This is a genomic window from Antarcticimicrobium sediminis, assembly GCF_004348975.1.
In the GTDB taxonomy this organism is placed as follows: Bacteria; Pseudomonadota; Alphaproteobacteria; order Rhodobacterales; family Rhodobacteraceae; genus Antarcticimicrobium; species Antarcticimicrobium sediminis.
Map to the genome: position 1 here is coordinate 23,901 of NZ_SMFP01000022.1, position 11,214 is coordinate 35,114.

Below are 11,214 nucleotides of genomic sequence, written 5' to 3' on the forward strand. Positions count from 1 at the left end.
CCCTTTTCTCAGCTCAATCCAGCCGCCAGCCGCTCTTCCGGCGTCAGCAGCTCTGCGGTGATTACGTAATTCAGAACCCAGATCGGAAGCTCGGCGATGGCGTCAGAGCGCCCACCCCGGAAGGCCGCGACAGCCCGCTCAGCCTCGGCCACAACCATGGGATTTTTTGGCCGCTCAGACGCACCCTGCGACCCTTTATGGTTCTTATATGGTTTATCCTTTATATAGGGGGGTGCAGATTTGCCCCCTTTTCGGTGCAGATCTGCACCCATAACGGAACCGCTTGTCGGTGCATTCCTGCCCCCTTTTCGGGGTGCAGATTTGCCCCCTTTTAGGCGCACGATTTTTGCCCGCGTCAGGAAGCCATATCCGTTGCTGATGCCGCGACCGATACCCTGCTCGCGCACGATCCAGCGCGCCTTGACAAGCTGCCCGATCGCCCGCTTCACGGTATCCTCGGAACATCCGATCACATCCGCTATTTCCCACATCGGAGGGTCGCAGCGCATGGTCTTGTGGTTGGCGAAATCCAGCACCAGCACATGCGCCACAAGCCGCGCCATGGGGTTGAGCCCTTCATCGCGACGAACGCTCTCCAGCCATCCCCAGCGCTGGCGCTCCCAGTCGCTGGAAAGGATCACCCGACGCTCCGCAGGGGGAGTGAAGTCCATTTTTCGCGCAGCTTGTTCTGACACGTCTTTCCCCATTCTATCAGCAGCTTGCGATGCGTTTTTCATTCATTGCATCAAGGCGCACAGCGTCGGTGCGCTTGGCTTGATCCTGCTGCTCACGCAGGCGCATGGCTGCCGCCAAGATCCTCTGCTTGGCAAAGGTCGAATTGCGGGTGTAGGCCTGAGAGACATAGGATGAACCGAATCCAAGCGCCCGGCTGGCCACGGCCATAGATCTGAACCGCATGCCACCGATCACCACCGGTAGCGCTCGCGCCTGACCCCGCTCAGGCGCCAGCCCGACACGATCCATTTTTCCACGCGACAGCGCCTGATAGATCGCCCCAGTGGTGACGCCAAAATGATCCGCTGCGGCTTGCGCATTGGTGAATGTTTGGCCCCGAATGCGCACCGGCATGGCGTCATATCTGAGCCGCCTTTTACGGGCCCCAAGCCTATCGAGACGTCCGGCAGCAATCGCGCGGCGCACTGCACCAGGCGTCACACCCTCGCCCTGGGCGGCTGCGGCGACATCGGCATAAACCGTGCCTCGCACCACCAGATTGACATATACTGGCTGCCCCATCAGGACGCCCCTGCCCGCCATCGCAGCACCCGCAGCAGCGCCGCTTGATGGTCGAGATCACCGCGTGCGGTGTTGATATAGCACCAGCGCGTAATCACATCCTCGCGCCCCACCTCCAGCACCTCGGCCACACCAGGTGTACCATCTCCGCGCGCTAACCCCTCGGCCAAGGCCAGATCGCGCGCTGGCGTCCATGCCCCCTTTGGCAGCGTTTCGAGGTGATCCCAGATCGCCCGCTCTGCGCCGCTTACGGCAACATCACCACGATCAGGCACCGATGCAGCATCAGCCGCGGGCATTACCTCCTGCGCCACAGGTGCAGGCGCTGGGGCACGGCCCTGAATCGCTGCGCGCCGGGCCTTGATCTCGCCCTTTTTTCGGAAGGCTAGGTTCGCGATCTGCTTGTGATCGCGGCCCAACTCCTGCGCGATCTCATCCCGCCCGCGCCCGCGCGCCAGCATGTCAAGCACTCGCTCCCGGTCCCGATCTGTCCATGGCAGGGTTGCTGGCGGCTGTACCGCCGCCGGTTTTGGGGCAGGCTTGGGATCTTGGGTCTTTTCGGGAACAGGATACGCCTCATCATCCAGATCCACTACCTCCAGCTCGGGCACCTCGACCGCGCTATCCTGATCTCCCAGCGGCGGAGTGACCCCGCGCGGCGCGGCATCCGGGTCAAAACACAGCGCCAACATGCCACCGGGGCGACTGACGTCGACAGTGAACCCGATCGCGCGAATATCGCTGGCGCAACCAGCCAGCATGTCCACAGCAGTGCTGCGCAACTTGGCCTGCCACATATCCTGCGCGCACTCCTCGCGCATTTCCTTGATCACGTCGCTCATATCAATTCCCCCTGCACTTGCGGCGTGCACTGGATGCCAAGCGCGTGGGCCTGCGCCACCGCCACGCGTACCCGCGCCACCGCCATGTTGAAGTAATCCGGATTGAGTTCGATCCCGATCGCGCGCCGCCCGCTCAAAACGGCGGAAACCAGCGTGGTGCCAGACCCCATGAATGGATCGAGCACCAGGTCGCCCGGGTTGGTGAAATCAAAAAGAATATCGCGCATCAGCCGCCACGGCTTTTCGGTCGGGTGGCCGCCGTGGCGATCGCGCGGATTGGTCTGGTGGGTATAGACCCCGCGCTTGCCGCCCGCATTCCAGCGCGCATATCCAGTCCCGCACCAGGCGGTGACGAAACACTCGCACCACGATCCCGGCCCCTGCCCATTGAACTGGGGCGCGCAATCTGGCTTGATCCAGCCGCAGGCGCGTTTGTAGCGAACGCCCTTGGCCGGGTTAATGACATCGGCCCAGCGGGTGGTGCCCTCGACCGTGCAAAAGGCGATGAACCAGCCCCGGCATAGCGGCACGACCTGCGCCACGAAATCCGCGCGATAGCTGTCGATCCCGTCAAAATCCAGCCTACGCAACTCCACCCCACCATCTGCGCGGATGGCGCGGCCTGAATTTTTCGCAGTGTGTAGGGATTGCTCATAGGCAGGATCGCAGATCACGTGGTCAACTGAATCGAGATCCGCCATCACCGTGCGGCAATCGCCTCGGATCAGGCGTACCGGTCCGATTGTGACGTCTGCCCCATTCACACCCGCACCTCATGCCAAATCGGCAACAGCCGGGCTAGCGGCACGGAGTAGCGCTCACCAAGATCCTCAAGATCGATATAGCGCCGCGCTTTCACCAACCCCAACGCAAGTCCAGAGGCCGCGTCCGATGCGATCCCGCGCGCGATCAGACGCTCCACCAGCCCCATGGCCCGCTTGGCATCGACCTCGGCAGCGCGCGCCGCACGGGCAGCGTCCGCGCCCCGTTTCGGAGCACCCTTCAGACCAGACTTGCACCGGCTGCGATCATACTTTCCGGGGTCTCGACGCGGCAGGCCGAACCGCCTTGCGGCCTTCGACACGGTGGACACGTGAGCGACACCATAATGCGCTGCGATTGCGGCAATCGTCGGTGCATTTGCCCACAAGTCGCGAAACTCTACATTGTTCTTGATGATCGGCGCCATCATGCACCCCCGCACAACATGTCATGAAGGTCAGGCCAGCGGGTGCGGGGCGTCGGGAGGAGGTGCCGCCCCGCACCACTGGCAGCGCCGGAAATCTCGGCACCACCGCCAGAGCCACCCCCAACAGTAGAGGGGCGACCGCGCTCTTGGCGCTCCTTCGCGTGGCCGACGATCTGTCCCACCACGCGTTTTGTCACAGATTGCACCGCAGACCGGTGGCCGGCCTGGGTCAGGAAGCCCGAATGACTGCGGAAAGCATCGACCACAGCCCCCTCGACCAGACGCCAAAGCTGCGCATGGTCGCGATGCTTCATCACAGATGGATGGCGGCTGGATGGGCTGCGCGGCGCGGTCATGACCGCCCCTCCGCCCGTTCGCGCAACGCACCATACATCCGCGCCGCGACCTCCATCAGATCGCCCAACTCCTTCATCTGCTCGAAGGCTTCGGTGGGCGTGTAGCCAGTCGGGTCGGACGATGCCGCCGAATGCGCATCGGCATGCTTAGCCACCACGTCCGAAAATTCCCTGGCGATATCCGCGAAATCCGCGCTGGATCCGCCCGCCGCGCCGAGGGGCGTGAAGACCCCACCGGCCAGCTGCGAAAAATGCTGCGCGATCGGCATCGCCGCCGCCGGTTCGATCCGCCCCAGCTTGTCGACATAGTTGACCCCGAGGCCGCCCGGCCGCACCTCCGACACATCGGTGCCGTAAGACAGTGTGGTGACGGAAATCCCCAGGTCGTCGGAGGCGCATTCAATGCCACCCACAGCCCTGTAGGCGCTGCGAATGGCGGACTGGATGGTGCCAGGTCTTGTCCTGCGGGTCATGTGAGAATTCCCCCGAGCGATTTCACAAGACGCAGGCCCCATGCCTGATCAGGATGAAGGCATGGATCGAAATCCTCATATCCCCGCATCAGATGGCCTCCTTCAGAGGTTCGGCATCATCGCCTTCGCGGGATGGCGCTGGGTTTTCCCTCATGTATTTCAGGATCTTGTCTGCTGTCCGCAGGGTGGGAGATCCGTCTCCGGCTTCCCACTTAGCCCAGGCAGCCCCGCCAAGTTTCGCAGCGCGCTGCACGACCGTCGAAGGATGAACCCCCAGCGCACCCGCATAGGCGCGCACCTGTTGCATGAACTTTTCCATAACTCACGATTAGTCTTTTTAGACTATCTCGTCAAAGTCTTTTTAGTCGATAGTCTAAAAAACCTAGTACGGTAGGTTACACCTATGACCGACAGAACCTTCGCACAGCGCCTTAAGGCCATTTTGGATAGCCGCCCTGAGATTACGGAATCGGGATTGGCGACCAAGGCCGGCCTGAGCGACAGCGTAGTCCGCAAGATTCTGAAGGGCACAACAAAGAACCCCCGCGTCGATACCGCCATCAAGGTATGCGCTGCGCTCGGAACCACGCTGGAAGACTTTATGTCTGGTGCTTTTGAGGCCGGACCGATTCCGGCTGACACAGAAGCGCAACGTATTCGGTCCCTACTGTCTCAACTATCACCGCGTGAGCGCCGTCTTCTGCTAACCTACGGAGAAGGGCTTCGCGATGCGCAGAATGCGGGCATCGAAGAGCCCCCTGAAGGCGAAGAATAAAGTCTGTAGCTGTCACTGTTCCCTCCTAAATTGAGAACACTAAGGGAACATCTGTTTAAAATTGCAACCGCTAGATGTTGATTTTTTGTTTCGTTACCGTTCAGGATGCTGCAGCGTACCGTAGGAACCACTCTCGCCACAGGAGAATCGTGAATGAAACGGCCCATTCTAACCGCCGCGCTGATTGCGCTTGCAGTCACGGCAGGACAGGCGTCGGCACAATGGCTACACCAGGAACAGGGCAGTGCCTTTGATGCCCAAAAGACGCAGATCGCGCTGACGTCGCAGGGTCAATACGCGGTGGGCCTACGCTGCACCGGCGCAGATGACCTGACGGTGATATTCATCACACCCGAAGCCATTGACCAAGACTCCTTGAAGATGCTCAACATCGCCGCGCCGGAAATCTTGGTACGGATCGACCAGAATGCGCCATACGCCATCAAGGCAGAGGGCGACAATCCAGAAGGAAAACTGACGCTACACGCGGCAGCTCCGCCCTCCCTTGCACGCGAGTTGATCGCGGCAACATCCAGCATTTCCGTTGCGGCAAGGCTATTGGGAAGCCTTTATCACGAAAAGGAATTCTCTGTTCGCGGCTCAACAGGTAGCGTGACAAAACTGGCAAACCTTTGCGGCCTGCCAAACGAATGATTCATACAACCTAATTGCTACGCCGTCGGCCCGGTCAATGCCGCCCGGACCGACGTGACCGAATCAATCTCTAGTCTTATTAGACTAACTTTTCTTGACATAGTCTTTTTAGACTATTACCATCGCCCCATCAAACCGATGGAGGCAACGATGCGTGCAACACGTGCAACAGAAGACGAGCCGCTTGTCAGCGACAACCTGTTGGCCCAACTGGCCGACCCCGACTTTGACGCGCAGCGCGGCGAATTCGACGCACAAACCCGCGCCTTGCTGGCCGTCGCGCTGCCGGAAATATGCAGCGAACTGCTAGGCTGGCGTCAGACCGCAAGCAATCGCCCCTTCGCCCTTGCGCTGGCCTTGCGGTCCGAAGCGATCGAGGCCCGCCTGGATCAGGCCAGGCACGACATCCGCGCCCCGGAGCCGGTCCACCCGAACACCCTGACCGCCGCCTGCGAAACCCTGTTGCGTCATTCCACCGACGCCGCCGAACGCAGCGCCGCCGCCGACGTGCTAGCCCAGATTCGGAGGGCCGCGTGATGGACGTCCTTCACAACCGACTTCATGCCTTCCTGCTGAACCTCGAATGCCTCGATGTCGCCGGGCAGCGCGATGCGGTCTACAGCGAGGTGATGGAAACCTTCGGGCGCTTCGATCCGCCCGCCGGCGACCGCAGTCATCGCTGGGATCTCGACCTTCATGGGGTGCAGGGCTGCGGCGCATCCGAAGAAGAGGCCATCGCCAACTGGAAACGGCTGGCCCGCGCCCAATGCAAGCTGGACGCCGAGGATGACGGTTTCATCACCGTCCACCCCGAGCTGCGCCAGAAAGGGGCCGCGTGATGGCGATGCGCGCCCGCCCCAACCCGACGCCGTGTGAAACCGGCCAGACTGCCGGGGTGTCCAGTCTGCGGACCCCCGGCGCCTTTTTCCGCCGGTTTCGCAAGGGTGGCGCGGACGCCGCCACCCGCCCCGTGCGCCCGCAGGCGCTGTTCCCAGATCAGCAATGGCTGGTGACCTTCCGGCGCCCCAATGGCGACATGGTGACCAAAGCTGTGCTGATCAACGGAGGCAACCTGCAAGCCGATATCAAGGTGCTGGCGCGGCTGGCGTTGCGCGACCAGCGCGACATCGACTGCGCCCACCTGCTGCGCGTCCAGATCGACCTGAACCCAACGCCGGCCAGCACCGAGGCGCTGGACAGCATCACCAGCGCCTATAGCGCCCGCCTCCGCTTCGAAGCGGACTGCGGCTGATTTCAATGAAAGCCCATCGCATGTTCTACAAAGACGAAACTCTGGCCCTCTTCATCGACGGGCCCAACTTCTACCACACCGCCCGCGCGTTGAATTTCGACGTGGATTACAAGCGCCTTCTGGAAACCTTCCAGGCCAAGGGGCGCTTGCTGCGCGCCAGCTATTTCACTCCGCTGGCCGACACCGAAGACCACGTGGCCATCCGGCCGCTGGTGGACTGGATGCAGTTCAACGGCTGGACCGTGGTGACCCAACCCGCCCGCATTTTCGAGGGCGATGATGGGCGCAGGCGCATCAAGGGCAGCACCGACATCGCCCTGACCGTCGAGGCGATGAACCTCGCACCCGCGATCGCGCATGCGGTTCTGTTCACCGGGAACCGCGACTTCGCCCCGCTGGTCAGCGGCCTCCAGGCAAAGGGCACCCGCGTTTCCGTAGTGTCCACCCTGCGCGCCCAGCCACCGATGATTTCCGACGATCTGCGCCGTCAGGCCGACGCCTTCGTAGACCTCGACACCCTGCGCCACGACATCGCCCGCCCCGCCCGCGACAGCGCTGTAGCGTGACCGACCTCGAAACCTGAAAAGGAGTGCAACCTTGATGACCCAACGAAAAGTGCCGACTGCGCCGCCAACGGCAGACCCACACGATCCTTACAAGATGCGCACGCTGGAACAGATCCTGATGCTGTTCGACGGCGGTGATTTCATGGCCGAGGTGATGACCGGCCACCAGAAGCTGATGCAGGAGCTTCTGGAGCACAACGGCGAACACGGCTCCAAGGGGTGCAGCGGCACTATGACCCTGCAGCTGTCCTACGCGGTCGGAAATTCTGGCGATGTCGGGATGGGCGCGATCGTGACCTTCAAGCCCCCGAAGAAGCCGCCATCCAGTGCCGGCGCATACATCAACGATGCCGGGGAACTGACCCTTTACAGCCCGATGATGAAGCGCATGCACCAGCCGGTTCGGGATGTCGATGACTACAACTATGACCCAACCACCGGCGAAATCCGCGACATAGAATAACGTCACCACCAGAGAAAAGGACCAATGACGTGACCGACGAAACCACACAGTTCAGCACCGAGAACCCAGCCGCCACGATGCGCGATGTCATGGAAAAACTTGGGGGCACTGAATTCATCGACAGGCCAGCAGACTTCGATCTGACCAAGGCCCACCTGGTGGCCACACCGGGCCACAGGACGATCGAAGACCTGACCAGCATGCACCGTGCAGCTGCGGAATACCTGAAGCCCGCGCGGCGCAAGGGGACGGCCCGCCTCGATGACCTGCAGAGCCTGATTGAATGGGCCAACCGCTTCAAGGGCCCGACATCGGCGCTGTTTGCAAAGCCTGACCTTCGGGCCCCGACAATCACCTGCATCGCGGACTATCACGCGGAAGGCCCTTCCGATCAGACGATTGCCACCGGCGACCCGACCGCCAGGCATTGCCATCACCGGGCAATCTACAACTTCCCGCTGTCGGAAGAATGGAAGGCGTGGACGGGCGTGTCTGGCCAGCCGCTGGAAAAAGACGACCTGGGCGAATTCATCGAAGCCAACGCCAAGGACATCATGGACCCGACCGCCGCCATTCTCGCCGGGAAGGAAACCAATAAGAACCAGCCGTGGGAAAATCGGCTGATCCAGACGGCACAGCAAATCGAAGGCCGCTATGGCCAGCTGACCCAACTGCTGCAGATGTCGCGCCAGTTCCAAGTGTACGAAACCAGCAACCTGAAGGTGACCAGCAACCGCGACACCGGAGAAGGTGAAATCCAGTTCCTGAACGAACACAAGGGCGCTGACGGCAAGCCGCTTCAGATCCCGAACCTGATCATCATCGCCATCCCGGTCTTCATGGGCGGCGCCCCATATCGGATGCCGGTGCGGTTCCGATATCGGAAAATGGGAGGCTCGGTGCGCTTCATCCTGTCGATCTACAATCCGGAAAAGGCGTTCGAATCGGCATTCAAGGAAGCCATCGAGGAGGCCGCAGAACGGACCGAACTGCCGACCTTCAAAGGCAGCCCTGAAAGCTGATGCCTCTTTCTGCCTCCTGACGACAGGGGGCAGCGACGGACACCAGCAGAAAAAGGTCCACCATGACAAGCCAGACCATCCACACCGCGCAAGTATCGCCCTACATCAGCGTCCAAGGCCCGCAGTACGTCGAGCCTGTATGCGCGCCTGACCAGTGCGACAATTACGATCTGGCTGATTGCCTCATGGCAGGAGGATGCCCACGCACCCGCATGGGTGAAGATCGGACCATCTTACCCGGTCACCGGGTCACCATCGACCTCGACGTCCAGACCGTTACCGCGCGGCTGGTGGGGCGGATCGCGCGATTATGACCGCTGCCCTACGCGTCCTGATCGCCTGCGAAACCAGCGGCATTGCCCGCCGGGCCTTTGCCGCGCGCGGGCATGATGTCTGGTCTTGCGATATCGAGACAGCCGAGGATGGCAGCAATCACCACATCATCTGCGACGTGCGCGACGGTATCCTGACAGAGGGCTGGGATCTGCTGGCGGTGATGCACCCGCCCTGCACCCGGCTCTGCCGCTCAGGCCGCCGCTGGATGAGCGGAGCCGGGAAATGGACGCGCCCAAAGGCGCTGCCTAAAGGCAAGACATGGGACGACATGCGCGCCGAATTCGAGCTTGGCGTGGATATCTTCACCACCTGCTGGGCCGCTCCGGTCCCGCGCGTGGCGGTCGAGAACCCCGAAATGAACGATCTCGCCCGCGACCGGATGCCGAGCGGCCTTCCAGCGCCGCAGATGGTGCAGCCGTTCTGGTTTGGTGAACCGGCCTACAAGGCCACAGGCTGGTACCTGCGCGGCCTGCCAGAACTGGCCGAAACCGACCGCATGCCAGAACCAGATCGCGGCAGCGGTGAATGGAAACAATGGAACCGGGTCCACAGGATGCCACCCGGACCCGATCGGGCCCGCCTGCGCAGCCGCAGCTTTCCCGGAATGATGAGCGCCGCCGCCGACCAGTGGGGTAGATATGCGATGAAAGAGGAGCAAGCAGCATGAGCATGGAGACCTGACCCATGGCCGCGACCAGCTTCACCGAGGCCCAGGTCAGGAGGGCTGTAAAAGGTGCCATATCCGCCGGGATCCGGATCGGTGAGGTGCAGATAGACCCGAACGGAACCATTCGGATCTTGCCAGCCACCACCGAAAAACCGCAGGGTGATGATCGGGAACCCAAACCGTGGTGAGCGAAATGCGCGTCAACCTGCCTGGACTGATGATGGAAAAGCAGCGATCAGGCAGATACACCTATCGGGTGCGGGTGTGCGGTGACAAGACGCGCAAGATCGCGATCGGCGTAGATCCTGAACATCCAGAGTTCATGATCCGATATGAGGCCGCACGGCGTGGGGAAACCTATCAGTCACCAGATGATCAAGGTCCGATTCCGAAAAGCGTGGCGTGGCTATCGCTGGCCTTTGAAGCGGGGATGCAGGAGCGGGTCGCAGCTGGCCTGATGCACCCAACGACGCTGAAACAGCGCCGAGCGTTCTTTGATCGCCTGCGCGCCGATCACGGCGAGAAACACATGGCGATGCCGCGCGAGAAGGTGATCGAGATCCGTGATGGTATGATGGCTACTCCGGGTGCCGCCGACAATATGGTCAAGACGATCCGCGCGCTCTACGCATGGGCGGTCGAGCGTGGCCATGTGGCAGATAACCCAGCCCTCGGCATTGGCAAGATCAACCGCGGCACCGGCGCCGTGCCGTGGTCCATAGATGATCTCAGTACGTTCCGTGATCGCCACCCCAAGGGCACGATGGCGCACCTGTCGCTGACGCTGTTTACCTTCACCGCATGCAGGATAGGCGACGCCTTCCTGCTAGGCCGGGGCAATGAGGTGAAGCGAGATGGCATCACCTATTTGGACTGGCAGCCGGCCAAAAAGGGCAGCACCCGCGTTGTGGTGCCGATCCTGCCTCCCTTGGCTGATGCTATCGCCGAGCAGAAGGTTGTCGGGCCCGCGTATCTGATGACAGGATGGGGAAAGCCCTTCGCGTCCAGCGCCGCATTCGGAAACTGGTTCCGTGACCGGGTTGCCGAGGCCGGGCTCGAGGGCCGCAGCCCGCACGGGATCCGCAAGGCAGCTGGCGAGCTGCTAGCGCTCGAGGGGGCGTCACAGTACCACATCATGGCCGTGCATGGTCATACCCAAGCAAAGACCTCCGAGCACTATACCAGCGGCGTCAACCGCCAGCGCTTGGCAGCCGAAGCAATGCGGATGCTTGGCAATCTCGAATGGTGATTTTGCAGGGCACCCTGACGCTAAGCCATTGATAAATAGTAGCTGAAAAGTGCCCTGCAAATCTGTTAAGACTTTGAAATTCAACAAATGTTGCACGCCTGCCGGGCCTACCA

At 61.7% G+C, this 11,214-nt stretch carries 19 protein-coding genes; 12 read left to right on the top strand and 7 right to left on the bottom strand.

Annotation, left to right across the window (positions count from 1 at the left end; genetic code table 11):
- Window positions 1-8: 8 nt before the first annotated feature.
- The 7 genes from E1B25_RS20340 to E1B25_RS20370 all read right to left on the bottom strand — a co-directional run bounded on the left by E1B25_RS20340 (window position 9) and on the right by E1B25_RS20370 (window position 4,436).
- Complete coding sequence (locus E1B25_RS20340) at window positions 9-737, bottom strand: helix-turn-helix domain-containing protein (RefSeq protein WP_132831422.1); 729 nt, start codon at window positions 735-737, stop codon at window positions 9-11.
- The gene (locus tag E1B25_RS20345; protein ID WP_132831423.1) at window positions 712-1,257 is read right to left on the bottom strand and encodes a hypothetical protein; all 546 of its coding nucleotides are present in this window, start codon (window positions 1,255-1,257) and stop codon (window positions 712-714) included. The genes E1B25_RS20340 and E1B25_RS20345 overlap by 26 nt, the downstream gene beginning before the upstream one ends.
- Window positions 1,257-2,099, bottom strand: a complete 843-nt coding sequence (locus E1B25_RS20350) for a hypothetical protein (RefSeq protein ID WP_132831424.1) — start codon at window positions 2,097-2,099, stop codon at window positions 1,257-1,259. Before E1B25_RS20350 ends, E1B25_RS20345 begins: the two co-directional genes overlap by 1 nt.
- The gene (locus E1B25_RS20355; RefSeq protein ID WP_132831425.1) at window positions 2,096-2,863 is read right to left on the bottom strand and encodes a DNA-methyltransferase; all 768 of its coding nucleotides are present in this window, start codon (window positions 2,861-2,863) and stop codon (window positions 2,096-2,098) included. Before E1B25_RS20355 ends, E1B25_RS20350 begins: the two co-directional genes overlap by 4 nt.
- Entirely contained in the window at window positions 2,860-3,291 is a 432-nt protein-coding gene (locus E1B25_RS20360) for a hypothetical protein (RefSeq protein ID WP_132831426.1), read from the bottom strand. The genes E1B25_RS20355 and E1B25_RS20360 overlap by 4 nt, the downstream gene beginning before the upstream one ends.
- A 349-nt stretch (window positions 3,292-3,640) precedes the next feature.
- A complete protein-coding gene (locus E1B25_RS20365; RefSeq protein WP_132831427.1) occupies window positions 3,641-4,117 on the bottom strand; it encodes a hypothetical protein in 477 nt (158 codons plus the stop codon).
- Window positions 4,118-4,205: 88 nt separating this feature from the next.
- Complete coding sequence (locus E1B25_RS20370; RefSeq protein WP_132831428.1) at window positions 4,206-4,436, bottom strand: XRE family transcriptional regulator; 231 nt, start codon at window positions 4,434-4,436, stop codon at window positions 4,206-4,208.
- Between the two features lie 84 nt (window positions 4,437-4,520).
- Here E1B25_RS20370 and E1B25_RS20375 point away from each other — a divergent pair, with 84 nt between their 5' ends.
- From E1B25_RS20375 to E1B25_RS20425, 12 genes are all read left to right on the top strand, one after another.
- Complete coding sequence (locus E1B25_RS20375; protein ID WP_132831429.1) at window positions 4,521-4,892, top strand: helix-turn-helix domain-containing protein; 372 nt, start codon at window positions 4,521-4,523, stop codon at window positions 4,890-4,892.
- 153 nt (window positions 4,893-5,045) lie between these two features.
- Window positions 5,046-5,546, top strand: a complete 501-nt coding sequence (locus tag E1B25_RS20380; protein ID WP_132831430.1) for a hypothetical protein — start codon at window positions 5,046-5,048, stop codon at window positions 5,544-5,546.
- Between the two features lie 150 nt (window positions 5,547-5,696).
- Window positions 5,697-6,083: a hypothetical protein gene (locus E1B25_RS20385; protein WP_132831431.1), complete on the top strand. Its 387-nt coding sequence runs from the start codon at window positions 5,697-5,699 to the stop codon at window positions 6,081-6,083.
- On the top strand, window positions 6,083-6,385 hold the full coding sequence (locus E1B25_RS20390) for a hypothetical protein (RefSeq protein ID WP_132831432.1): 303 nt from the start codon (window positions 6,083-6,085) through the stop codon (window positions 6,383-6,385). The genes E1B25_RS20385 and E1B25_RS20390 overlap by 1 nt, the downstream gene beginning before the upstream one ends.
- Window positions 6,385-6,798 carry a hypothetical protein gene (locus E1B25_RS20395; RefSeq protein WP_132831433.1) on the top strand — a complete coding sequence of 138 codons (414 nt, stop codon included), beginning with the start codon at window positions 6,385-6,387 and terminating at the stop codon, window positions 6,796-6,798. The genes E1B25_RS20390 and E1B25_RS20395 overlap by 1 nt, the downstream gene beginning before the upstream one ends.
- A gap of 20 nt (window positions 6,799-6,818) precedes the next feature.
- Window positions 6,819-7,364, top strand: a complete 546-nt coding sequence (locus E1B25_RS20400; RefSeq protein ID WP_132831434.1) for a LabA-like NYN domain-containing protein — start codon at window positions 6,819-6,821, stop codon at window positions 7,362-7,364.
- Between the two features lie 34 nt (window positions 7,365-7,398).
- Complete coding sequence (locus tag E1B25_RS20405) at window positions 7,399-7,827, top strand: hypothetical protein (RefSeq protein ID WP_132831435.1); 429 nt, start codon at window positions 7,399-7,401, stop codon at window positions 7,825-7,827.
- Window positions 7,828-7,856: 29 nt separating this feature from the next.
- Window positions 7,857-8,849: a DUF2303 family protein gene (locus E1B25_RS20410; protein WP_132831436.1), complete on the top strand. Its 993-nt coding sequence runs from the start codon at window positions 7,857-7,859 to the stop codon at window positions 8,847-8,849.
- A 62-nt stretch (window positions 8,850-8,911) separates the two neighbouring features.
- Complete coding sequence (locus E1B25_RS20415; protein WP_132831437.1) at window positions 8,912-9,163, top strand: hypothetical protein; 252 nt, start codon at window positions 8,912-8,914, stop codon at window positions 9,161-9,163.
- Window positions 9,160-9,852 carry a hypothetical protein gene (locus E1B25_RS20420; RefSeq protein WP_132831438.1) on the top strand — a complete coding sequence of 231 codons (693 nt, stop codon included), beginning with the start codon at window positions 9,160-9,162 and terminating at the stop codon, window positions 9,850-9,852. The genes E1B25_RS20415 and E1B25_RS20420 overlap by 4 nt, the downstream gene beginning before the upstream one ends.
- Window positions 9,853-9,869: 17 nt before the next feature.
- Window positions 9,870-10,040: a hypothetical protein gene (locus E1B25_RS22260; RefSeq protein WP_165937704.1), complete on the top strand. Its 171-nt coding sequence runs from the start codon at window positions 9,870-9,872 to the stop codon at window positions 10,038-10,040.
- A gap of 5 nt (window positions 10,041-10,045) precedes the next feature.
- Entirely contained in the window at window positions 10,046-11,101 is a 1,056-nt protein-coding gene (locus tag E1B25_RS20425) for a tyrosine-type recombinase/integrase (RefSeq protein ID WP_132831439.1), read from the top strand.
- Window positions 11,102-11,214: the final 113 nt, after the last annotated feature.